At 54.2% G+C, this 24,191-nt stretch carries 15 protein-coding genes and 2 tRNA genes; 10 read left to right on the top strand and 7 right to left on the bottom strand.

The annotated features are described in order from the left end of the window. Window positions 1-47: 47 nt before the first annotated feature. The 8 genes from ELR57_RS10315 to ELR57_RS10280 all read left to right on the top strand — a co-directional run bounded on the left by ELR57_RS10315 (window position 48) and on the right by ELR57_RS10280 (window position 16,241). Complete coding sequence (locus ELR57_RS10315; RefSeq protein WP_126958972.1) at window positions 48-2,813, top strand: alpha-mannosidase; 2,766 nt, start codon at window positions 48-50, stop codon at window positions 2,811-2,813. Between the two features lie 23 nt (window positions 2,814-2,836). Then, entirely contained in the window at window positions 2,837-5,011 is a 2,175-nt protein-coding gene (locus tag ELR57_RS10310) for a GH92 family glycosyl hydrolase (protein WP_126958971.1), read from the top strand. Window positions 5,012-5,154: 143 nt separating this feature from the next. Continuing rightward, window positions 5,155-6,792, top strand: a complete 1,638-nt coding sequence (locus tag ELR57_RS10305) for a response regulator transcription factor (RefSeq protein WP_126958970.1) — start codon at window positions 5,155-5,157, stop codon at window positions 6,790-6,792. After that, window positions 6,785-8,575 carry a cache domain-containing sensor histidine kinase gene (locus tag ELR57_RS10300; RefSeq protein ID WP_126958969.1) on the top strand — a complete coding sequence of 597 codons (1,791 nt, stop codon included), beginning with the start codon at window positions 6,785-6,787 and terminating at the stop codon, window positions 8,573-8,575. Before ELR57_RS10305 ends, ELR57_RS10300 begins: the two co-directional genes overlap by 8 nt. 188 nt (window positions 8,576-8,763) lie before the next feature. Then, window positions 8,764-9,735: an ABC transporter permease gene (locus tag ELR57_RS10295; RefSeq protein WP_370452242.1), complete on the top strand. Its 972-nt coding sequence runs from the start codon at window positions 8,764-8,766 to the stop codon at window positions 9,733-9,735. A gap of 20 nt (window positions 9,736-9,755) precedes the next feature. After that, entirely contained in the window at window positions 9,756-10,652 is an 897-nt protein-coding gene (locus tag ELR57_RS10290) for a carbohydrate ABC transporter permease (RefSeq protein ID WP_126958968.1), read from the top strand. Between the two features lie 72 nt (window positions 10,653-10,724). Continuing rightward, window positions 10,725-12,308, top strand: coding sequence for a DUF3502 domain-containing protein (locus ELR57_RS10285; RefSeq protein WP_238162474.1), 1,584 nt, complete (start codon window positions 10,725-10,727; stop codon window positions 12,306-12,308). Between the two features lie 135 nt (window positions 12,309-12,443). After that, complete coding sequence (locus tag ELR57_RS10280; protein WP_158629988.1) at window positions 12,444-16,241, top strand: glycosyl hydrolase family 28-related protein; 3,798 nt, start codon at window positions 12,444-12,446, stop codon at window positions 16,239-16,241. Window positions 16,242-16,605: 364 nt separating this feature from the next. Here ELR57_RS10280 and ELR57_RS10275 read toward each other — a convergent pair. After that, window positions 16,606-16,682, bottom strand: a tRNA-Pro gene (locus ELR57_RS10275). A gap of 164 nt (window positions 16,683-16,846) precedes the next feature. Further along, window positions 16,847-17,005 carry a hypothetical protein gene (locus ELR57_RS28095; RefSeq protein WP_192896558.1) on the bottom strand — a complete coding sequence of 53 codons (159 nt, stop codon included), beginning with the start codon at window positions 17,003-17,005 and terminating at the stop codon, window positions 16,847-16,849. Between the two features lie 135 nt (window positions 17,006-17,140). Between ELR57_RS28095 and ELR57_RS10270 the strand changes: the two genes are divergently transcribed. Next, complete coding sequence (locus tag ELR57_RS10270) at window positions 17,141-17,548, top strand: DUF2203 domain-containing protein (protein ID WP_126958966.1); 408 nt, start codon at window positions 17,141-17,143, stop codon at window positions 17,546-17,548. A gap of 53 nt (window positions 17,549-17,601) precedes the next feature. Here ELR57_RS10270 and ELR57_RS10265 read toward each other — a convergent pair whose 3' ends face one another. The 3 genes from ELR57_RS10265 to ELR57_RS10255 form a co-directional block, all read right to left on the bottom strand. After that, window positions 17,602-18,216, bottom strand: a complete 615-nt coding sequence (locus tag ELR57_RS10265) for a hypothetical protein (RefSeq protein ID WP_126958965.1) — start codon at window positions 18,214-18,216, stop codon at window positions 17,602-17,604. Window positions 18,217-18,360: 144 nt separating this feature from the next. Further along, the gene (locus ELR57_RS10260) at window positions 18,361-19,362 is read right to left on the bottom strand and encodes a globin-coupled sensor protein (RefSeq protein WP_126958964.1); all 1,002 of its coding nucleotides are present in this window, start codon (window positions 19,360-19,362) and stop codon (window positions 18,361-18,363) included. Between the two features lie 231 nt (window positions 19,363-19,593). Then, window positions 19,594-20,496 (bottom strand): aldo/keto reductase, encoded by a 903-nt coding sequence (locus ELR57_RS10255; protein WP_126958963.1) that lies wholly within the window; start codon window positions 20,494-20,496, stop codon window positions 19,594-19,596. Between the two features lie 117 nt (window positions 20,497-20,613). Between ELR57_RS10255 and ELR57_RS10250 the strand changes: the two genes are divergently transcribed. Then, window positions 20,614-20,690, top strand: a tRNA-Arg gene (locus tag ELR57_RS10250). A gap of 170 nt (window positions 20,691-20,860) precedes the next feature. Here ELR57_RS10250 and ELR57_RS10245 read toward each other — a convergent pair. Then, on the bottom strand, window positions 20,861-21,463 hold the full coding sequence (locus ELR57_RS10245) for a hypothetical protein (RefSeq protein WP_126958962.1): 603 nt from the start codon (window positions 21,461-21,463) through the stop codon (window positions 20,861-20,863). A 119-nt stretch (window positions 21,464-21,582) separates the two neighbouring features. Beyond that, a complete protein-coding gene (locus ELR57_RS10240) occupies window positions 21,583-23,943 on the bottom strand; it encodes an S-layer homology domain-containing protein (RefSeq protein WP_158629987.1) in 2,361 nt (786 codons plus the stop codon). Window positions 23,944-24,191 lie beyond the last annotated feature (248 nt).

Here is a 24,191-nt window from a genome sequence, read left to right as displayed (position 1 = left end):
ATAAATTATGATATGTCATATAATTGATTTTCTACTATGCTACGGGAGTGGATCGTTTGAAACCGTATAAAGCCCATGTCATATCTCATTCGCATTGGGATCGGGAATGGTATATGCCGTTTGAACTGCACCGGTTAAAGTTGACGGGCCTGATGGATCAATTAATCGAATTGTTGGAGCGCAACGAAGGCTTTGAAAGCTTTCACCTGGACGGCCAGACGATTATATTGGAGGACTACCTGGCCATTCGACCGGAGCAGGAGGAGAGAATCCGCCAGCTCGTGCAAGCGGGCAAGCTCATTATCGGTCCGTGGTATGTTCTTCAAGATGAATTCCTGACCAGCGGGGAAGCCAACGTTCGCAATCTGATGATCGGACACCGGGATGCCGCCAAGTTCGGCTCTGTGACTCGAATCGGTTATTTTCCCGACTCCTTCGGCAATATGGGGCAGGCTCCCCAACTGCTTACTCAAGCGGGCATTCGGACGGCGGTGTTCGGAAGGGGAGTCAAGCCGACCGGTGCCAACAATCAGGTTGTCGACGGAGCGAGCTTCGAATCGCCTTATTCCGAGATGTGGTGGAGATCGCCGGACGGCAGCTCGGTCCTCGGAATCCTCTTCGCCAACTGGTATCATAACGGGATGGAGATTCCGACCGATCCTGAAGAAGCCCGCCGCTACTGGCAAGACAGGCTAGCCAAGGCTGGACAATACGCATCCACCCGTCATCTGCTCTTTATGAACGGCTGCGACCACCAGCCCGTGCAGGCCGATCTGGCCGATGCCCTGGCGACGGCTCGAGAGGTGTGCCCGGACACGGAGTTTATCCATGCCAACTTCGTCGACTATATCGAAGCCGTCAGGGAAGAGATTCCCGACAACCTGGCAACCGTGGAGGGAGAGCTTCGTAGTCAACGCACAGACGGTTGGGGCACGCTTGTTAATACGGCATCCGCCCGCAACTATATCAAGCAGGCGAATCAGCTGGGCCAGACGCTGCTGGAGAAAGTGGCGGAGCCGCTCGCCTCGTGGGCTGCCCAATATGGCTCGGCTTATCCTCATGCGCAGCTGGAATATGCGTGGCGCAAATTAATGCAGAACCATCCGCATGACAGCATCTGCGGGTGCAGCGTCGACGAGGTGCACCGCGAGATGATGATGCGGTTCGACCAGTCGCGACAGGTGGCTCAGGCGATAGCTGAATCGGCGTCGCGGGAGCTTGCCGCCCTCTTCGACACCTCGGTGTTCGCCAAATTCAACGGAGCTATTCCATTCACGGTATTCAATACGAGCGGCTGGGAGAGAAGCGGGACGGTAGAGATCGAACTGGAGACGGACCGCAGAGAGGTCGACTATGCGCTCGTCAAGGAGCTGGCAGCGGAGCTGCGAGGGCTGCCAAGCCTGGAAGGGGTTGTCCTTAACGATCGGGGCGACGCTGTGTCCGCAAGCGTGATTGATTGGGGCTTCCAATTCAATTATGATTTGCCCGGCGATCGCTTTCGGGTTCCTTATTATGCTAGGAGGCTACGGATTGCTCTGCAGGTCAGCGATATTCCTCGGCTTGGGGCCGCCCTCTTCGCGTTCGTTCCGCAGCAGAGGGTAATCGATCAAGAGGAAGCCGCTCCCAATGTCAAAGCTGCGGAGGCAATTGCGCCCCATCCGACGCTCGAGAACGATCGGATTCATATCCTCGTTCATTCCGACGGAAGCTGGACATTGACGGACAAGCTTAGCGGCCGCATCTATCCGCATCTCGGAGTCTATGAGGACGTAGGGGATATCGGCTCCGAGTACACCTTCCGTCAGCCCGAAGGGGAGGAGCCGCGTACGACTCGCGGAGTTACCGCAACGATAACGAGCCTTGAGCGTTCCGATCGGCGAACCGTCGTCGAAATCGTGCATGCGTGGAGCATACCTGCGGGCGCCGACGAAAGGCTGCTCGAGGAGATCCGTTCGTTGACGCCGATTACGGAACGGCAGGCGCAGCGCCGCCAAGACGAGGTGCCGTTGGTTATTCGCACCACGCTCACACTCGATGCGGAAGCGCAGGGGGTGGCCGTGCGCACCTCCTTCGATAATCAAGCTGCCGATCACCGTCTCCGTGTGCTTTTGCCAAGCGGAATTGACACCGACCTGCACCGAGTGGATTCCGTCTTCGAAGTGGCCGTTCGGCCGAACAAGCCGGCTGCCGAATGGACCAACCCGAGCAATTGCCAGCATCAACAGGCATTCGTCGAGATTGGAGATGGGCAAGGCGGCCTCACGATTGCCAACCGGGGGCTTAATGAATACGAGGTGCTCCGTGATGAGAGCAACACGGTGGCTATCACGCTGCTGCGCGCGGTAGGCGAGCTTGGCGACTGGGGCGTGTTCCCGACGCCGGAGGCCCAATGCCTTGGAGAACACAACTGCGAATATGTCGTCATTCCTCATGCCGGCGGCAGCGATCGGGAGCGTTCGTTCCAGCTTGCCTATCAGAGTCAGGTTCCGTGGACAGCTGTACAAACGGGGGTTCATCCGGGGCCACTGCAATCGGGAGACTCCCTGGTGTCCTGGCAATCGGTCTCTGCTGCCCTGACCGCCGTTAAGGCAAGGCAGGAGGACGGTGCGCTTGTCATGCGCTGGTTCAATATGACGGATGCTTCTTCCGAGCTCCGACTGAGCAGTCCCGGCAATGCCGTCTGGCATCGCTCCAACATTCTCGAGGAGACTTTGGTTCCAGTCGAGGCTTCAAGAGACGGGGGCCTTGCGGTTGACGTTCAGCCCTACGAAATCGTGACTCTGTGTTTGAAGTCCAAACGAGAACGAGAATAGCCAAAGAGAGAGGTCATTCACCGATGTCATATATTCCATACGTTCATCCCCTTCAAGGAACGGATTCCGTCTTTCACTTCTCCAACGGCAACACGCTTCCGCTCATCTCGCGGCCATTCGGCATGAATGCCTGGAGCCCTCAGACGAACGACAGCCCCGACCGCTGGTTTTTCCATCCGAACGATCGGCACTTCTACGGTCTTCGGCTCACCCACCAGCCCAGCCCCTGGATCGGGGATTATGCCTGCCTGACACTGATGCCCCAGAGCGGTCCGGCACAGCTCCATCCTTCCAAGGCGACCTCCTCGTTTCGTCCGGAGAAGATGGAGGTCCATCCGGACTACTTCTCGATTGCCCTTCAACGGTATCGCATTCAATTGGAGATGACGCCGACGAAACGCGGAGCTGCGCTCAGGCTTGCCTTTGAGGGCGGGGGTCCTGGACGCATTCTGCTGAATCTGCTTAAGGGCAGCGGGTCTATCAAGATCGATCCAGCCAAGCGGGCCGTTACGGGGTGGACCGCAGGCAACACCGCTGGGGCGGCAGAAGGATATGCCATGCACTTCACGATCGAGTTCGATTGTCCGATTAGCGCTGATTCTACGGGCAGTGCCGAGGTTGAAGGCGAGGCGGTCACGACTAGAGTAGAACTCGACATTCCGGACCATGGCTTCGTCAATATCCGAATGGCGACGTCCTTCCTCGATCTTGACCATGCCTTCCTGCACCTGAAGGAGGAGATTGGGGATAGAGACTTCGATACCGTGCGGAGCGAAGCGGCTGACGAGTGGAACGAGCGGCTCTCCCGAATTCAGGTCGAGGATGAGAACGAGGAGACGTTAAGAACGTTCTATACCTGCTTCTATCGAACCTTTCTGTTCCCTCATACGCTGCACGAGCCGACATTCGACGGTTCTATTCAACACCGAAGTCCTTATGATTCCGCCATTCGCAAGGGGCCACTGTATAGCGACATAGGCTTCTGGGACGTCTTCCGGACTTCGATGCCGCTCATGGCGCTACTATGCCCTTCGGAATTAGGGGAGATGCTCGATTCCTGGGTAGGAGTTTATCGAAGCAGCGGCTGGCTGCCTAAGTGGCTGTCTCCCGGCGAACGCAGCCAAATGCCTGGCACTCTGATCGATGCGGTCTTCGCCGACGGTTATGTTAAGGGAGTCTCGTTCGATAGCCATGGGGCGCTGGAAGGGTTGCTCAAGCATGCCGAGCAGGCCGCCGTTGAGCCGGGGATGGGAAGGATCGGGCTGTCGGAGTATCGACAACTGGGCTACCTCCCTGCAGATGAATACCATGAGAGTGTGAATAATACCCTGGATTACGTCTACGGAGATTTCTGTATCTCCAGGCTGGCAAGCGGGCTTGGCAACCAGGAAGAAGCCGATGTACTATCGCGAAGAGCGTCCAATTACAAGCTGTTGTTCGATCGGAAGAGCGGGTTTATGCGGGGCAAAAGTCGGGCTGGAGCTTGGCTGGAATCGTTCGATCCGTTCGAGTGGGGCGGCGTCTTCTGCGAGGGAAGCGCATGGCAATGCAGCTGGGCGGTCTACCACGACCTGTTGGGTCTCGCCGACCTGATGGGAGGAAGGGAGGCATTTGTCGAACGCCTTGACGAATTGTTCCGTACTCCTCCTCTGTTCCAAGTGGGCCGATACGAGCATGAGATTCACGAGATGTCCGAGATGGCGGCGATCGACTTCGGCCAGTTCGCGATCAGCAATCAGCCTAGCTTCCATATCCCTTATATTTATGCCGCTCTCGGAGCTCCGCATAAGACGCAATATTGGGTGAGACGGACCCTGCAGGAGCTGTTCTCGTATAGACCGGACGGGTTGCCAGGCGATGAAGACAATGGTAGCATGGGAGCGTGGTATGTATGGGGCGCATTGGGAATTTATCCACTCTGCCCGGGCGTGCCCGAATATGTGCTCGGCAGCCCGTTGCTTAAGAAGGCGGTTGTCACTCTGGAGAATGGACAGCGGCTATCCTTCCTGGCAGAGAACAACAAGGCCGATCGGCCTTACGTGAAGAGCGTAAGCTGGAATGGACAACGGCACTCCAAGCTGTTCGTTCTGCACGAGCAGCTGGTTAACGGAGGCGAGCTGTCGTTCGAAATGACGGATCAGGCAGAGCAAGCGGCTTACGGGGATGACGAGCTGCCTTATTCGATGTCGCGCCGGTAACAGCCCGTCGCGTCGCGGCGAATACAGGAACGTTCGCAGTTCCTTCCATTAAGAATCCAAACGATCGAGGGCGGCTCCTGCCGGCCTGTGCACGTTTGGATTTCTTTTTCGATAGGATTCTATGTCCAAAAGGGTGAGACGACATGTACAGCATACTGATCGTGGACGATGAAATCGAAATTAGAGAAGGGCTCGCAGCCAGATTATCTCGCGAGAATCTAGGCTTGACCGCCCTGTATACGGCCGCCGACGGCGACGAAGGCCTGGCGATCGTCGAGAAGGAAAAGCCGGATCTGGTCATCACCGATATTAAGATGAATCGAATGTCAGGGTTGGAGCTCATTCGCCAGGCCCGGGAGAAGGGACTGTTCATTAGAACGATAGTCATCAGCGGGTACGACGATTTCGACCTCGTCCGAGAGGCGCTGCTGCTGGGAGCGGCCGATTACCTTCTCAAGCCGATTCAGACGGCCGAGCTGCTCAAGGTTATCCGAAGAACTCTGGATCAGATTCGGGTCGAGTGGAACGATATGGAGCTCCAGCAGAGACTGAAGGGAGAATTGCGGCTTGCTCTGCCTAGATCAAGGGCGGAGACCTTGACGGAATTGATAGAATCGCCGTACCAGTCGTTCAAGGAGATCAGCTTCTCCAGCCGTCTTGCCGCGTTGGAGCTGTCGTGGCTTAATAAAGATTCGATGGCTCTTCTTGTATTCGAGGTCGACGATCTGAATATCGTTGCCGAGCAACGGGGCACCCCCGAGCTTGAGAAGCGTCTGATTCTGTTTGGGATTGGCAATGTGGTCCAACAGACGTGGGAAGAGATGTTCCCTGGCCGTTTCGTGCTCTATCCCAGCGCCAACGATCGTTGGGTGCTGATCGGAGAATGCGGGGGCGACGAGGATCGGGAACGCGTGGCCGCTTTAGCCTTGGAATCTATTAAACGAGTCAACTTATACGTAAAAGTCAATATCAGCATAGCGATCAGTCCGGGGATCGGGCTTCTGCCCCTATTGCCCCAGCTATATAGAGAAGCCCTTGCGCTGCTGGAGCAGAAGGCGGTTTATGGCGGCAACAGGCTGCTGCAGGACCACGAGCTTGAAGCAGAGGCGGAATTGCCGGAGATTGCCCTGCAGGATAGCGCAGCCATGATGGATGTGATCCGCTATGGATCGGAGCAGGAGCTGAAGGAAGCGCTGAGCCGTTTCGATCTGCTGGTACTGATCTGGAAGAAAGGCCCGATAAGCGATGTGCAGCAAGGCTTGTTCGGGTGGCTGATGGACCTGTTCCAGAAGGCAAGAGGCCTAGGCTGGAAAGGCGAGGATTGGCTGAGAAACCCTATTCTGCTGTGGGAGCAGTTGGAGCGCTACAATACGCTGGAGTCGCTTCAAAGCAAAACGGAGGCGCTGCTGCTTCAGCTGTCCCGGGAGGTTAAGGAGCAGACGGGTTCTCAGAATCAAATTCTCAAGGAAGCGGATGCTTACATGCGTAAGCGCTTTAATTGTAATTTAAGCCTAACAACTGTCGCGTCGGAGGTTCATGTAACGCCTGTGTGGTTGAGTAAGCTGTTCAAGAAGGAGATGAACCGGACGTTCCTGGAGCATCTCACGGATATAAGGATAGAGAAGGCCAAGGAGATGCTTGGGGACGTCAAATACCGCGTGTATCATATCTCTCAAGAGGTTGGTTACCGCGATCCGGTTCATTTTGCCAAAATATTTCGCAAGTACACAGGGCTCTCTCCAATGGATTTCCGCCAGTTGAAGGGAGTCGACGATGAGTAATTCTTCCCTTGGCCGAACGTTATCCTTCCGTACCAAGATGATTGTCGTCTTCTTCCTAATCACGATTATCCCGTTCGCGTTCTTCGCGTTCTATTCCCATAGCCGGTCCGTCGAGGGCATTATCCAGGCGAATGCGATGTTCTCGTTGGACTATGCCGAGCAGTCGGCAAGCAACATGGATCAATACTTGCAGAATCTGAAGGATCAGATCAACGAGGTCATTGGCAACGAGACGATTCAGAGGCTGCTCGGAGAGGGCGGGAAGATGGATGAGAGCGACTTCGTATTGGAGATGCTTAATTTCACATATGGCAAGCGAGTCAATGTCGATGCCTTCCGTGTTCGAATCTTCCCCATTCAGCCCGAATCGTACCCGATGTATATCGATGCGTTAGAGTACGCGCAATCTCCGGGGGAAACCGAATGGTTCCAGCGGGCGGCCGGGTCCGTTACGCCAACATGGCAGCTGCTGCGACCGGGGGACAATCAGAATTCGGTGCCGCTCCTGGCCAAGTTCAATCGATTCACGGGGCTGCATGACCGCATTTCCAGGGGAATTGTCGAGACGGATTTATCCGACGACCAGCTTAGGCGGTTCTTATCCCCCTCTTCTCGAGTGGCCGACAATAGGATCTACCTAGTTAATAAAGCGGGCGAGGTGCTGTTCGACTCCAAGGGCTACGAGAGCCGCGGCGGCATGCTTGAAGGGGAGGAACTGGCGGAGATCGCCGGACGAGAGGGGAGCGGTTCGGAAAATAAAACTTTAAACGGGTCTGAGCATCTGGTGACGTACGCCAATTTATCTCAGGAATCATGGATGATTATTAGTACGACACCGCTCTCTTCGCTTACCGGCTCGCTGGAAGGCGTTAATCGCTTGTTTGTCGTCTTTCTGGTTGTATACGCTCTCGGCAGCTTGGGGGTCGTCTGTTACCTGACGCTCTCGTTCATGAACCCGGTTGCTCGGCTCGTTCAATCCATGCGCAAGCTCGAGGTTGACTCCGCTCGGGCGCAGCCGCGCTACGTCAAACGGAAGGACGAGATCGGATGGCTGTATCGCGGTTATGGCAGCATGGTGACGAGAATCGATGAGCTGATCGAAGAAGCATCCCGGTCGGAGCGGGTAAAGAATGAACTGGAGTTTCAAGTGCTTAGCCATCAGATAAATCCCCACTTCCTATACAATACACTGGAGGCCGTCCGTTGGAGGGCCGAGGCTCATCATCAGACGGACATCAGCGAGATGGTGGCCAACCTAGGCAATCTCCTGCGGCTCAGCTTGAATGGCGGCAGCGAAATTACGACCTTGGGCCGGGAGATGGAGCAGGTCAACGCCTATATTGCCATTGAACAGATGCGGCTCGGGGAACCGCTGCGAACGGTGGTTGTGGTTGATGAAGCTCTGCTTAGGCTTCCCTTCCTGAGATTGCTGCTGCAGCCGCTTGTAGAGAATGCCATCCATCACGGAGTACGCAACAACCCGGGCAAGGGCAAGATCGTTCTGTCCGTCATCCGGGAGTCGGACGATCTGGTATTGACGATCAGCGATAACGGAGTTGGTATGTCTGAGGATCAGATTGTACGTTGCCTGGAGGGTGATCCCGCTTCATCCAGGAAGCTGCGCGGGGTCGGCGTGCGCAACGTCAACAAGAGATTGCAGTTATCCTTCGGCGAGCAATACCGGCTCTCTATTACGAGCAAGCCCGGAGAAGGCACGATCATTACCCTGCGACATCCGGTTATAGCCTCAGCCGGCGAAGAGGAGGGTCCCCTACACTCCTGACGCCTCTGGATTCCAATACGACGCCAGGTATCAAGCTTTGTAGCTTAGATATCCGGCGTCGTATTTTTATAGGCTAATATCCCCCCAGAAAGTTTAGGATCGCCTTATAGAACGTCTTGCCCCCCTCTGATAAGCTTGAAGCAAGAGAGGAAATAGCGAATTTTACCGTAAGGAGGAGGGCTCCCGCATTGAATAACATCAAAGGGACGGAAGCAACGGGAGGGGGGCCTCGAACCATTAAGAGGCGAGGCTTCTTAGGCGAGATGTCGAGAAACTGGTCGGTCTATATGATGTTCTTGCCTGTGTTTCTGTTGCTGCTGCTGTTCAATTACTTGCCGATGGCCGGCATTGTCGTCGCTTTCAAAAATTATCAGTTCTCAGATGGCTTGTTCGGAAGCGAGTGGGCCAAGCCGCTCCTGAGCAACTTCGAGTATCTGGTCAACTCGGATTACGCCTTTCGCGCCATTCGCAATACGGTACTGCTGAATCTCCTGTTTATCGCTACCGGTTTGCTGTTCGAGATTGGACTTGCGCTGCTGCTTAACGAGATTCGCGGCAAGTATTTCAAGAAGGTTGCGCAATCCATCACCTTCCTGCCCTACTTCATCTCCTGGATCGTCGTTGGAGTATTCACCTATAACCTGCTCACGGATGTCGGGGTCGTCAATTCCATCATTAAGTTGTTCGGTCACGAGCCGATCGATTTCTATAACTCTCCAGGGCTATGGCCGGCCATTCTTGCTCTGATCATGAGATGGAAGGTTACGGGCTACGGCAGCGTGATTTATCTGGCGGCGCTAACGGGTATCGATTCCTCCTATTACGAGGCGGCCTCCATAGACGGAGCGACTCGATGGCAGCAGATGTGGTACATCAGTCTCCCGTTGCTGCGGCCGACGGTTATCATATTGACGCTACTGGCGGTCGGACGGATTATGAACGCGGACTTCGGAATGTTCTATTCGGTTGTCGGCAGCGCCGCAACGCTATATTCGACTACCGATGTCGTCGATACATTCGTTTACAGGGGACTGCGCCTCAACGGCGATGTGGGCATGTCCGCGGCGGCCGGGTTCCTGCAATCCACGATTGCTTTCGTCCTGGTGCTGGGCAGCAATCTGATCGCCCGCAGGCTGGACAAGGATTCCGCACTGTTTTGATCTCGGAATAGGAGGAGCTTATGCAATACGTGAAGCGCAACTTTAAGGCAGACTGGGTGCAGGTCGTCATGATCGGAGTGTTGTCGATTTACTCGATCTTCTGCTTGATTCCCTTCCTGATGGTGCTGAGCGGATCGCTTAGCACCGAGGCGGATATCTCTCAACACGGCTATGGTCTATACCCCCTGCATCCGAATCTGGATGCTTACCGCATTCTTTTTCTCGCGGCTGACCGCGTGATCAACGGATACAAGATCAGTATATTCGTAACGGTTGCCGGAACCTTCCTGGCCTTGGTAGTCAACTATATGGGCGGATATGCCATGGCCAGGCGGACGCTTAAATACCGGAATACCTTATCGATATATGCCTTGCTTACGTTGATGTTCAACGGCGGGCTTGTTCCTTGGTACATCGTATGCGTGAACTACTTACACTTGAAGGACAGCGTGTGGGCGCTTATCCTGCCCGCTCTCGCACAGGGATTCAATCTCTTCCTGATCCGCAACTTTCTGCAATCGCTTCCGGAAGAATTATTCGAATCGGCCAAGATCGATGGAGCGGGAGAATTGCGAATCATGTTCAAGATCATCGCGCCTCTTGCCACGCCGGTGCTGGCGACGGTCGGGCTATTCATTGCCTTGAATTATTGGAACGATTGGTACCTGGGTTTGATGTTCATAGACAACCAGAGCCTGCAGCCGCTTCAACTTATGCTGCGGACAATCGTAAGCAACGTGGACTTTCTGAAAAACTCGGGCAACGCCGCAGAGATGCAGCGCGTTGCGGCGACGCTGCCGACGGAGGGAGTCAAGATGGCCGTCACGGTCGTTACCATCGGCCCTATCATCTTCCTATATCCGTTCGTACAGCGATATTTCGTCAAGGGCCTGGTCGTTGGGGCCGTCAAGGGCTGACTAAGCTGGGGTTGCGCCTCTGGCCGCAATCGCCGTTTGGTATATAAAATCATTCCAAGAAGAGGGGTATTCTTGTTGAAGCCTGTTCGCATTCGCAATGCCATGTTATCCTTAACGCTATTGACCTCCTTCGGGCTGGCTGCCTGTTCCAACAACGGGAATCAAGCGGCTGACAGCTCTCCTAAGGCGCCGGCTTCCGGTTCGTCGGCCTCAGCCGCAGCGGCAACAACAACGGAAGAGGAAGTGACGCTTCGCTTCTACTTCGGAGGCGATAAGAAATCCGCCACCGACGAAGTGTGGAAGGCCGTCAGCGATTACGTCAAATCCAAGGGACTGAATGTTAACTTCGTCATCAATACGATCCCGTTCGGCGATCCTTATGCCGAGAAGCTGCTGGTCATGTCCTCATCCGGGGACGATTGGGACCTCAACTTCGATGGCGACTGGCTTGCCTACCGTCAGATGTCGGCCAAGGGAGCCTATATGACGCTGAACGATCTCTTGCCTAAGTACGCTCCTAACCTTTATAAGGTGTATCAAGAGCAAGGAACTCTTGCAGCGGCAACCGTGAACGGCAACATCGTCGCATTGCCTTGGACGATGAAGATGAACCAGCGTCCATACGTCAAGTGGCGTTCGGACGTAGCCACCGCCGCGAATATTCAGCCTGCCGACAATTCGATTCAGACCGTGGAGGACATGTACGATTTCGCTCATAAACTGCAGGAGGCCGCTCCCGATCAGAAGATCGGTTTCCCGGCGGGATCGGCACTGATGGAAATCTTCCGCACTCGCGACGAATTGCTTGATCTCTCCCCAATGGGGGCCAACCAGTTCGTCATCGATCTGAACGATTCCACTTATCAGGTTAAACCGATCGAGCAGCTGCAAACCTACCGTGACCTGGCCGTATATGCGGGCAAGCTGTACAAGGAAGGAATCATCAATAAGGATGTGCTGGTCGACAAGGAAGATGCCGCAACGAAGTATCGCAACGGGAAGATCCTGTTCGCCAATTCCAGCCATGAATGGACGTATGCGACGGAAACCTTCAGCGACCCAACCTTTACGTCCAGCGGATCGCTGCTCTATCCGGACAAGAAGCATGTCAATCGTACGGCGCTCGCCAACGTTGCAGCGATCAACGCAAATTCGAAGCATGCGGATCGGGTGCTGAGGTTCCTGGACATGCTGGAGACCGACCAGACCCTGTATGATCTTGTACAATACGGTATCGAAGGGAAGACCTATGTTCTGGAAGACGGAATGGCGAAGTACCCGGACGGCATGGATTCCACGACAAGCAACTACATGGAATGGGGCGGCCAATGGGCATTCTGGAAGCCGCAATTCATGAGACCGACGGAAACGTACGGCCAGGACTTCTGGGTGAAGGAAGCGGAGTTCGCCAGCGAGCCGAATAACATCAATAACCCGCTGGACGGCTTTACCTTCAATACCGAATCAATCAAGAACGAGCTGGTGCAGCGCGATCAGGTTCACTCCGAGCTGGGCGTGCAGATCGAGGCTGGTATTCCGAAGAATCCGGAAGCCAGCGTAGACGAATATATCGCCAAGCAGCAGAAGGCGGGCGTTGACAAGGTAGTCGCCGAGCTGCAGAAGCAAGTGGATGCCTTCGTAGCTTCCAAGAAATAAAAGAAACGCAAGCGTATCCGACAAGAAAGAGGCAATCTTCGGCCCCATCTTGTCGGATACTTTTCTACATTCTCAACTAACTTAATGAAGAGAGGGATTGTAATGAAGAGAGGGACAAATAGGAATCGTTTTATTTTGAAAGCGCCTTCAATTTTCCTCGTCATCAGCATGCTGCTTACCGGATATGGAGGCCTTCTTCCGCTTCAGAAGGCTGACGCTTCGACCAATCAGTTCTACACCGGCTTCGAAACCAAGGATGCGCAGCCTACGTGGAACGACACCGTTGCTTACAGCGAAGGCATCGGCGGCTACTGCTGTTCATTAACAAGCATGGAATCCTCCGTTCGAGATGAAACCGCGCATCTGGGCAGCCGGGCCCTGATGTATTCGGGGAATGACCTAAGCAGTTCGGTGTCCAATTCCTACAATAAAATCTACGACGTCAACATCCCCGTGTTCGCGGATACGAAGCTTAGCTATTATATATACCCGTCCAATCTTAACAGCACCTATGTAGCCATTGACCTCTTGTTCACGGATGGCACAACGCTTCGCGACTCCGGCGTTCTGGATTCCAACGGAATACAGCTGCATCCCGCCCAGCAAGGCGCAGGGGGCAAGCTTGAGATCGGCAAGTGGAACCAGGTGAGCGCACGAATTGGAGAGGCGCTCTCGGGCAAAGTGATCGATCAAATTCTAATCGCTTACGATCAAGGGGGAAGAACGGGGGTATTCCGCGGCTTCGTGGATGACCTCTCAATCAGCACGACCCAGCAGCTGTTCGGAACAGACTTCGAGAACGCTAACCTGCCAACCTGGACGAATACGGTGGACGGAAGCAGCGGGGTCAGTTCTCCGCAGGCTCATCCGGTTGCAGGAGAGAAGGCTCGTTCGGGCGACTCTTCTCTGTATTATGCGGGCAACGATACCAGCACCTCTTCCTCGTATGCTGTATTTAAGCTAAACGACGTCAATACGTTTGTGACGGCCGATCTGCAGCTCTCGTACTGGATTTATCCGCTGAACGGCAACGGAGCTTATACCTCCATCGACCTGTTGTTTACGGACGGCACGCGTCTGCGCAATACTGGCGCGACCGACCAATATGGCAATGCCTTGAGCCCTTCGGGACAAGGGGCCGGGGGAAAACTAATCGCCAATCAATGGAACGAGGTTCGCTCCACTATCGGCTCAGTGGCCAACGGGAAGACGATTGATCGAATCGATCTCGTCTATGATCGCGCCGCTTCGACAGGGACGTTCAGCGGGTATATCGACGATCTGCAGATCAACCGGCTGAAGTTCTCGACCGGACTCGAAACTGGAGATGTACAGCCCACCTGGCTGGATACGGTTGCACACAGCCAGAATATCGGGGGCTACTGCTGTTCCCTGACCGGAATGGAGTCTGCTCCCCGCGAGAACGAGATTTACCGTACCGGCACCCGGGCGTTGATGTATTCCGGCAACGATCTGAGTGCGACGGTCTCTAATTCTTATAATCAAGTATTCGACGTCTCTATTAAGGTCACCCGAGATACTCGCCTGTCCTATTGGATTTATCCCGAAACGCTGAACGCCACCTACGTTGCCATCGACTTCGAATTCAGCGACGGCACGACGCTCCGCGACTCGGGCGCCGTCGATCAATGGGGCGTACGAGTCCATCCGAGCCGGCAAGGGGCCGGGGGCAAGCTGACGCTCAACACCTGGAATGAGGTGTATTCCCGAATAGGGGATTACGCAGCCGGCAAAACCATCGAGCGGATCCTGATCGCGTACGATCAGGGAGGCAATACAGGGCTGTTCCACGGTTATGTGGACGACATTCAACTGGTCGAAGCGGCGGCAGTCCCGTCCGGGAACCGCAATTCCAAGATTGTGTCCACGACCTATGCGACGGAAGACATTATCGTGGCGGACTACGATGTTACCGATTATGGGGCGGATGCGACAGGAGCGACGGACTCGACGAGCAGCATCCAACGGGCCATTAACGACTGTTATGTCGATGGAGGAGGCACCGTATGGCTGCCGGCGGGAACCTACCGAATCAGCGGAAGCATAGAGGTCAAAGCCAATTGTACCGTACGCGGAGATTGGCGCGATCCCGATACGTCGGGCACCGGCTATGGCACAGTTATCGCAGCGTATGTGCCGAGCAGCACCAGCCTTACTCCGGGCTTGTTCCGAATAGGCGGCAGCGCAGGGGTTGTCGGCCTGACGGTCTATTATCCGAATCAGAGTGCGTCCAGCCCGGTTTCCTATCCCTATACGTTCGAGGTTCCCGGACGCGCCTGGATCGGTGAAGAGAATTACATGGCTTCGACCATCAAGAACGTTACGATGCTGAATTCTTATCGGGGCATAGCCGCCAGCCTTACCCCGTCCGATCATGCGGCCAGCGATTCTACGGCAGCGGGAAGCCAAACTCACGAAACGACAAGCATCGTGAACGTGAAAGGAACCGTGCTCAAGACAGGACTGGAGCTATATAACGGAGCCGAGGTTGGGTATACGCAATGGGTGAAGCTCAATAACAGCTATTGGGCCAATGCAGGTACCGCCTACAATGCGCCCGCGAAGTCCAGCCTGGATACGTGGACAAGGGCGAACGGGACCGCTTTTATCTTCGGCGATCTGGAATTCGACCAGATGTTCCAAATCACCGCTTCGGACTATCAAACGGGCATCAAGCTGGTCACGGGACAGCGGGTGACGCCTAGCATCGAGCTGGCGTGGGCGAACCTTCTCAATTGCGATATTGCGGTCGATGTCGTACAGCTGAATCCGGACGGACTAGGACTGTCGTTCTCGCGCAGTGTGCTGCAAGGAAGCGTATATTCGGTTCGCAATCAGACGACCTATCCGATCAAGATTACCGACAGTACGGTGACCGGATCGACAAGCGGCAGCAACATCACGATTACCAATCCGGGCAGCCCCACCTCCGCTTCCTTTAATGCTCTCAACACCAGGAAGCCGACTCAGGCGGTGCTGTATGATGTAACCCAATCTCCTTACAATGCCGCGTACACGTCGGTGGGCACCGTCCTGCCGACTGTCGATGCTACCTCGGCGATTCAAAGCGCTCTGAACGCTGCGGGGACGGCAGGCGGAGGGGTCGTATATCTGCCCGCCGGCTGGTATCGGGTTAACGGTCACTTGACCGTTCCCGCAGGAGTCGAGCTGCGCGGCAGCTCGCCGATCCTGCATCGGGATTCGGATACGCGCAGCGGAGGAACAGTTTTGATGGCTTACGAAGGCAAAGCAACGTCCGCTCCGGAGACGGCTACGGCCTTTATTACGCTGAGCGGCAATGGAGCCGGAGCCACAGGCTTCCGGGTGTTCTACCCGGAGAACAATCCAGCTTCGAATATTTACGCGTACCCTTATACGATCCGCGGCAACGGCAGCGATGTCTATGTTCGCAATATCAGCTTTACCAATGCGTACAATGGAATCGATCTGAAGACGTATGCCAACAACAATCATTACGTCAGCAACCTTGTGGCTACGGCGTTCCGGAGGGGGATCGTCGTTGGAGCGAGCACGGAGGGCTGGATCGAGAATACGCTGCAGAACGGGAATGCGGTGACTCGCACCGGCTATGAGATTCCGAGTTGGCTTACAGAGAGCCGGGTATTCGCCAAAGTCATCACTCCGCAAACCCGTCCATCGCTGGAATGGATTACGATAGACGGAGCCTCTAACGAGCATCTGCTGCACAACTTCACCTACGGAGCCAATGTCACCGTAAAAGTCCTATCCGGCATGACCGATATTTACAACACCGGTGCGGACGGAATGGACAGCACCGGCTATGCCATCAAGGTTTCGTCCGGTACAGTGAAGGCAATTAATCTATTCGTGTCGGGCGGGACGACCTCGTCCGGAACGATATCCTTGTACAACGATTTTAAAGTGAATTGATTAAGCGGGAAGGCGTCTCCATCGCATTCATAGATGGGGACGCTTTGCCGAATCGCTGAGAAAGAGGAGCGAGAGAAAGTATGGAACCACAAGCCTGGTTGTTTCGCAGCTCGATTCGCTGCGATATCAGCCGATAACGCTTATCGTCCCGCTCCGGCAAACCATATCGGCTTCACCCTTACGGCTTCGGCCTTCAGCCCCTATCGATTCTAAAATGGATTCACGAATAGGCAATCTGCTCGCTCATGCAGATTGCCTATTGGCGTTGGTGCCCCTAAGGTCGGAAGGTATATTAGATTACTGCACTATGCCCGAAATCAAATAAAAAAATCGCAGCCCCAAGGCTGCGAATCGTTGATTTGGATGGTCGAGACGACAGGATTTGAACCTGCGACCTCTTGCTCCCGAAGCAAGCGCTCTACCAAGCTGAGCCACGTCTCGAAATGTCGTTGTTCGAAGTGAACGATTAATAGTATAGCATACGACTTCATATAAATAAAGAGGGTTTGCTCCACGTTCGACCATCCAATTCAATCCGTCGCTGGCATTCGATTGGAACGGAAGAAACCCGGCCTCTTGAGAAGGCGCGGGCTTCCGGATTACGGCTATTGCTGTTGCTTCTGCACCGAAGAAGCGTTCTGTTCGAATGCTTCAGCCGCTTCTTCAGCGGAGAAGTCCGTATCCTCTTCGCCGGGAACGGGCATGCGGTTGAGCTCCGTCGTTTGAACTTCCGCTTTGGTCGGTTGGTTCTGCGAGTTGGCCACGGGTACACCTCCTTTGCTTGGATTAGACTTCCTCCAGTCTAAGGATTTATACTTCGCCTAAAGAACTATTTATCCGCCGGGAAATGGAATTCGGCTTCGTCTTCTAGTACACTTAGGGGGAGGAGTGGATGCCAGATGACCAGACAGTTCACGCCTGAAGAAGCGAATGCATTGTTGCCCGAGCTCCGAAGCAATCTGCTTCAGCTGAAAGGCATTCTAAGCGAATATGAAGCGCGATACATGGATCTGCAGAAGCTGAAGGCCTCGGCGGATCTGATCTCGGCGAAGGGAGGCAGCGGCGCAAAGTACTTCGAAGAGGAGAGCCGTCTCGACTTTATGAGCCTGGAGATCGATCTTCTCGTGGAGAACTTCAAGCGGCATGGGGTGTATCTGAAAATGATTAATCCCGGTCTCATCGATTTTCCCGCGGAGATGGGGGGCCGGGAGGTGCTCCTGTGCTGGAAGGAAGGCGAGGAGCGCGTCGCCCATTACCATAGCTGGGAGGACGGCTTCCGCGGCCGCAAGCCGTTGCCGGAAGACTAACCGAATAGAACGACAAGCCCGCGAAGCGTATTCGCGGGCTTGTTCGTTCCAGATCAGCTATTCGAATCCTCGGAGAGGCGGTTTCGGAGCGATTCCAGGAAACCCTGGATCTCCGTCGTCAGCTCGTCCTCGTCATCCTCGTTTTCATCGTCAGAGGCTCGAGCGGGAGGCGGTCCAGGCGGCGGCCCCTTCGGAGCCCTCTCAGGATCGGAAGGCTTGAGCGACTCGGCGGCTTTATCGAACAGGGAGTCGATCTCATCATCGGACAAGGTGGTCAGATCGGTAGAGGATAGGCTTGCGATCAAGGAAGATACCGTGCTGTCGTTATCGTCCGTCTCTGTGCTGTCATCGGAATCCGAGTCGTCATCGGTCAACTGGCTTTGCAGCTCCGACAGGATCGAACGCTTGTCCTCCGTGGATAGTTCGGAAGGGGGAGGAGGCGGCGGAGGCGGAGTATGGCCGACCTTCTGGCTCGATTCGCTGCTGCTGTCCGACGACTGCTCGGAAGCCTCCTTCAGCCGGTTTAGGGCTTCTTCGCTGAACTCATAAGAGTCCTGAGTCCTGCTGGTGCTGCTGCTGTTCGCTTCGTCCGAGGCCTTGGAGGAGGAAGCGGCTCGATTGTACAATTGCCATACCGAGCTCGTGTTGCCAATTCCGGATACGCTCATTTTTTTTCCACCTTTGACCATTGGGTTTATCTTACAACCTCGTTATAGCAGAGCAGGATGAACAACCGGTTAACGGACGATGAACGGGCCTAGTTTGAGCAAAAAAATAAACCGCGCCCTACCGGCACGGTTATCCGAACAAAGCTATTGTTGAAGCCTCTCCAGCTCGCCCGTCACTTTCTCGATCATCTGAACGAAGCCGAGCAGCTCTTGAGAGCCGAGCGCTTGCTGCGAGGAGTACGCCGTCACGCGCTCCGATTGCTCCTTGACGCCGGCAAGCAGCTTGTTGATCTGCTTCAGCTTGCTCTCGATGGCGACCAGCGATTCCTTGGACTGGCTCGCGAGCTTCCGCACCTCGTTCGCGACGACCTCGAAGCCTCTGCCTTGCTCTCCGGCTCTTGCGGCCTCGATCGCGGCGTTCAGCCCCAGGATATGGGTCTGGTCCGCCACGTAGCGAATCATCCCTCCCAGCTCGCCGATCGAAGCGACCTCGTTCGCCATGCCGAGCATGCCTTCGTGAGCCTGACGCTGGCTCTCCGACGTCAGGTCCGCATTGTCGGCGACCTTCTGGCTGCTATTCGACAATTCCGCCATCATCGAAGAAAGCTCCTGAACCGCGGCTCCCACGCCCAGATGCATCTCTCTCTGCTTGTCGAGCAGCTGCTGGATTTTCCCCTTCTCATCCTCTTCATAGGCTTCCAAGACCAATTGGGCATCGAAGTTGAACATCTTCGTCAAGGAATTGACGATCGGCTGCCAATGGTCCGGGACCACCTGCGACAAGTGTGCGGAGGCCAACTCCAGGTACAGCACGTAGGTCCCCAAGTACCAGTTCGTTGTCAGCCCGATCCGGGAATGAACCCGGCCGACGTGGAGACGCTTCCGGATGTACTCCTCGTCCAGGATGCCGGACGCCATCGACAGGAAGTACCACTTCTGGGTCTCCTTCAGCCGGTCGATGGTGCTGTGCTTCTGGATAATCGCGAGCAGCTCGGACTGCCCGCCGATCTGAACGTAGAGCTCATCGACCAATCGGTCGACGATCGTGCCGAATTCCGCTTCCTTGCTGTGAAGCAAGCGCAGGTCCTCTTGGGTAATGCCGATGTAGTCCACTTGCTTCTGTCGTTCCTTGCTCAATTGAATCACTTTATCATCGCCCTTTAAGTGGTTTAGGATGCGGTGTCAATAACGTACAATGCGTTTATTTAACAATCTCCTGTATCGATAGATTTGTAAATGGTTTTAATAGACCATTTCCACATTTTAGCTCAAATTTTGTAGATAAAACAGGCTAAAAGCAGGGGATCTGCTAAGAAAAAAGGCCTCGAAAGATCGAGGCCTCAATTCCAATTATGGAAATGGATTTGGGTGGATAAATTATCGATGCAGCGCGTATTGATTGGCCTTGCTCACGCCGCGGATCGTCCGGAGCTCCTCGGGCGTCAGTTCCCGCACTTCGGCCGCCGACAGGTTCTGCAGGAGCTGCTCGCGCGAGCTGGCGCCGGGAATGATCGCCGCTACCGCCGGATGGGCGAGAGAATAGCGCAGGGCGAGCTGCGTCAGGCTGCGCCCGTCGGTCTCGAGCTGCGTTAACTGCTTGCGCAGCTCCTCGAGCTCGCTTAGCTCGTAGTCGAGAACGCCGCGGACCGGCGTTCGGTTGGCGGCCAGCGCTCCGCTCGCCAGCGGGCCTCTCGCGATCACGCCGATCCCGCGTTCCTCCAGCAGCGGGAGCACGGCTTCCTCCGCGCGCCGATCCACGATGCTATAGGGATTCATGACGCTAACGATGGAGGAGCGGGAGACATATTCGCGAATGACATTGGGGCGGATCGAGGAGATCCCGTATTCGCGAATGACGCCTTCCCTCTTCAGCTGTTCGAACGCTTCGATCGTCTCGCCGATCGGATCGTCTATCGTGCCGCCGTGTAGCTGGTACAGGTCGATGTAGTCGGTGCCGAGCCGGCGCAGGCTATCCTTGACTGCGGACAGGATGTATTCCTTGGAAGGGTCCCAGGCCCAGCCGTCCTGGCCGGGAATCCGGCGATTGCCTACCTTCGTGGCGAGCACGACATCGCCGCGCCGTCCCTTGATCGCCTTGCCGACAAGCTCCTCGTTGAGCCCGGCGTCGTACAGATCGGCCGTATCCAGCAAGGTGACGCCGCGCTCCAGCGCCTCGTGAATGATCGCCGCCGCTTTTCCCTCCTCGGTTCCCAGCGACATGCATCCGAGCCCGATCTCGCTGACGAGCAGCTCCGACTTGCCTAATCGGTTCTTCTTCATTCCGTATCGTCCCCCTAATCTTGTTCCTTCGATCATACCATAGGATTCGGGCCGGATTCCGCTTCGCAGAGCCGACTTTTCGTTTGCGGCTTTTTTTGTTATAATGATATCCGTTGCGCGCCCGTAGCTCAGCAGGATAGAGCGACAGTTTCCTAAACTGCAGGTCGTACGTTCGAATCGTATCGGGCGCGCCAGCTTTCATCATGAATGTTCGAGAACCGCACCGGAGTGCGGTTCTTTTTGTTGTTGCGAAATTTGTTGGCGGAAGACGCTTGTAGCTGAGGGTGATCTTCTGCTGTCTTCGGGACAACCAAAGGAAAGCAGTAAGCACCCAAGACTTTTGGGATGGCCTGTAATGACCAGCTTACTTTGCTTTTATATAGTCATAGGGGGAAAACTCGGATGAAGCACGTCCGAAATACCACTTTTCGGCAAATTCGTTTAATGATTTTTTATACTCTCCGATCGTAAGCTCAGGGTTTATGTTTAATTTATCTTCTCCAACGAGTGAAGATATCGATATCTCAAGGTCTTGGTCAAGTTGACGAATGAATTTGATTTCAGGTTCGGATAGCACTCCGTCTTCGGCAAAACTGCCTTGATAGCCTTGGTCTTTCAGTCTTCCGTTCATTGCGGAACCGATTTGTTTGAAGTTAAGAAAGGGGGATAGGCTGAATTTATGCGGACTTACCAGATAGAACGTGTCGCTAAGCAGTTGATCGACGGCATATAAATTTTCAACCACAACGCTCACTTTTACGCCAAGTTCACTATAATTTCCTGTATCGTAGCATTCCTCTAATTGTTTTAAGCCCTGTTGAATATGTTGGAGTCCGGATAAGGTTAAATTAAAAGCAACATGTTCTTTCCGATCCTCTTCCTTCATGTATCTCATGAATTTGATGTTATAAAAAGCCGATATTGCAAGGAATATCACTAAAATAATAAGAATAGCTTTGCTCTTCATAACACCATTCCTTCCATAAATACAATATCCTCCGGATAGGCTAACTCTCTTAACCAGTCCGGAGGTAGTTTACAATTAGTTATCAGGATGTACTAGCAGAATACTTTAGACCATGCTATTTATTCGACGCTGAGGAACGTTGTGAAATCATCTTCCTGGCCCTTAATCCAAATCTCGCAGAAACCCGGCTTTACTGCCGTAAGCATCCAGCCTGACGGGATCGGCGTTAGGGTGAAGATCGAGGGGGCATTGCCGATCAGCTTGGCCTCCCCGTTCCAATCGCCGTCTCTGCGAATGATGTAGCGATCGCCGACTTTAGTCGTCGGGATAAATCCGGAGGATTGCAACTCGTTATTATCCATATAGAGATAAGTCGTATTTATTCCCGGAGTTCGAAGCTCATCGTAATCAAGCGACGGAGTCTTGTAAAGGCTCTGCGACTCGTCGTATTTCCATCCGAACATTTGCGCTAGCCAATCCAAGTTCACATAAAGCTTGTCGTTGTACATGATTACTGATTTCTTATCATTCGAATCATTATAAGCCATGTCGTACCAATCGACGGTTGCTTTCTTGGGCTGCGCGGCAACAACGGCGGTATGGCTTATTCCGGTATCCGGCTGGGCGGCGAAGTCGGGCTCGGAAGCCGCTTTCGAGAGGAGCAGCCGATGTTGGATGCTATCCCATTTCGCAAGCAAGCCTAACGGCTCGACGACCTCTGCTAGCGGCACCGCGTTCGTGCCGTTCAGCTTAATGGCTTCGCCTGACCATATGAATCGGCCATCGAAGTTGACGGCCCGTTGGACCACTTCTACTTCGCTTTTGGAGCCGGCTCCCTGCGGGACGAACAACGTTTGACTGATGGACCCGGGTCCTTTATAGGTCTCGATCTTATCCTTGAAACGCTCCACCATTCGGACCGCCATGGCAATCGCTTCTTCTCTTGTCGCCGTGCCCGTCGGATCCAAACGATTCGATGACCGTACGTCTAGGATGCCCTCCTGAATCATATAGCGCATCGCTTCAACGGCAGCAGGCTCGATTTTACCGATATCCGCGTAATCGGCTTTCCACTCGCTGTTGGCCGACGAGAGATCAAGACCCGCCGCTTGAAGCGTCCGATATAGAACCCACGCCATATCTTGTCTTGTCATGGCACTGGCTGGCTTGAACTTCGTCCCTTCTTGCCCTTTGACGAGACCAAGCTTGCTCGCTTTGAGCACATAGGAATTCACCGTATCCGTGAACGGATTTTTCGCGGGGAACTCCGCCCATCTTCCCGATAGCGCTTCATATAGCTTAACCGTCAACATGCTGAAGTCTTGCCGGGTGACGGTCGATTGATAGAAACCGTTCAGTGCGTTAGGTACCAGCTCGAGTGACCGGGCTTTTTGCAGCTCCGGTGCGGCCCAAGCGCTGGGGCTGTTCATCTTGGCGTCGCTGACATACCAAATTCGGTCTCCTGCAAGCAAAAAGCCATAAGGAGTCGGTAAGATCGAGTGGATATCGGATGTTTCCTTGCCTATCTGAATTTGACTCCACTTCGCACCGTCCTTGGAATAGACGATATTCGTCCCGTTCTTCGATTTACCGGTAGCGAGATAACTGCGGCCGTTGAAGCCTATGCTCGTCAGTCCGAGACTGCTTTGGCTGCTAGTAGGCAGTTGATAAGCGCTTTTGGAAGTCATTCCTTTCGCATCGATGGAGTCAATGCGGTCTCTATCCGCCCGCCAGAACCGCGACCCATCCCATGCGAGATTATACTCGTAAAACCCAGCGCCTCCGCCGTACCATGTTTTCCCGTCGTAAGAGTAGGCATTGCCGTTCCCTCCGGCCAAATACATCTTGCCGTTCCAGGTTACATGGTCGAGAGGACGTTCTCCGTTCATCGACATGACGAAATTGCGTTTCGTCGCTTTCTTCAACTCGGTGAGCTTACTGCCGACAAAAATCGTGTTATCTCCTCTTACGTAGAATCCGGATACGTTTTTGTTTCGATCTTGAGCCAGAATAACGTACTGCCCATTCGCGTAGACGATATCCTCGAACATGTATTCCTTGGATGGGTTAGGATGAGCGGGCGTTAGATTCTGCCAATCGATCCCGTCCTTGGACGATAGAACTCGATTGCCAAGCAGCAATACGAATTGTTGGCCATCCCAAATAAGACCCCTCGCTATGTCAGTGAAATATTTATAGCTTGGTCCGGTCATCCTTACGCTCTTCCAATTGAATCCATCCTCAGAAGAATAGAGAACCCCATAGTAGCTGACGTACAAGTAAATCTCTCCGTTGCTCGCCAACCCGCCAACTTGGCTATTCGGCAGACTATTATTCTTGCCGTCCGTTAAATCGAGAACCATTCGAGCCTCGAGTCCCATACTCTGCGGCGTTGCCGCCTCGGCTTGTCCGAGTCTAGGCAACAGCAGCGCCCATACGATTAAGAACGCCAATCCAACCTTCCAACTTCTCGATGTCAACGAAATCCTTCCTTCCATGAAGAGTTATCCCATTTAATGAAATGGTAACAAGTGAGCTATGCTTATCCATTATTCGACAAAAATCCTTAATTTACCTGCCAATGCAAAATAACGATAGCCTATAAAGCCGACATCCCATGCGATGCCGGTTGCTTTCGTTTTCTGACCGCCGCTCCATTTTGTTCAAATTAAGTCATTCTCGATTGAAAATGGAAACAGTTGTGCTAAGATTAGTTGGTCTGCAAATT

Source organism: Cohnella sp. AR92 (assembly GCF_003990975.1).
GTDB lineage: Bacteria > Bacillota > Bacilli > Paenibacillales > Paenibacillaceae > Cohnella.
This window is presented reverse-complemented; position numbering and strand designations above follow the sequence as displayed.

What these genes read in the sequence shown, in the direction of transcription:
- ELR57_RS10310 (WP_126958971.1), top strand. Translation starts at nt 2,837, where the DNA reads ATGTCATATATTCCATACGTTCATCCCCTTCAAGGAACGGATTCCGTC.
- ELR57_RS10305 (WP_126958970.1), top strand. Translation starts at nt 5,155, where the DNA reads ATGTACAGCATACTGATCGTGGACGATGAAATCGAAATTAGAGAAGGG.
- ELR57_RS10300 (WP_126958969.1), top strand. Translation starts at nt 6,785, where the DNA reads ATGAGTAATTCTTCCCTTGGCCGAACGTTATCCTTCCGTACCAAGATG.
- ELR57_RS10290 (WP_126958968.1), top strand. Translation starts at nt 9,756, where the DNA reads ATGCAATACGTGAAGCGCAACTTTAAGGCAGACTGGGTGCAGGTCGTC.
- ELR57_RS10270 (WP_126958966.1), top strand. Translation starts at nt 17,141, where the DNA reads ATGACCAGACAGTTCACGCCTGAAGAAGCGAATGCATTGTTGCCCGAG.
- ELR57_RS10265 (WP_126958965.1), bottom strand. Translation starts at nt 18,216, where the DNA reads ATGAGCGTATCCGGAATTGGCAACACGAGCTCGGTATGGCAATTGTAC.
- ELR57_RS10255 (WP_126958963.1), bottom strand. Translation starts at nt 20,496, where the DNA reads ATGAAGAAGAACCGATTAGGCAAGTCGGAGCTGCTCGTCAGCGAGATC.
- ELR57_RS10245 (WP_126958962.1), bottom strand. Translation starts at nt 21,463, where the DNA reads ATGAAGAGCAAAGCTATTCTTATTATTTTAGTGATATTCCTTGCAATA.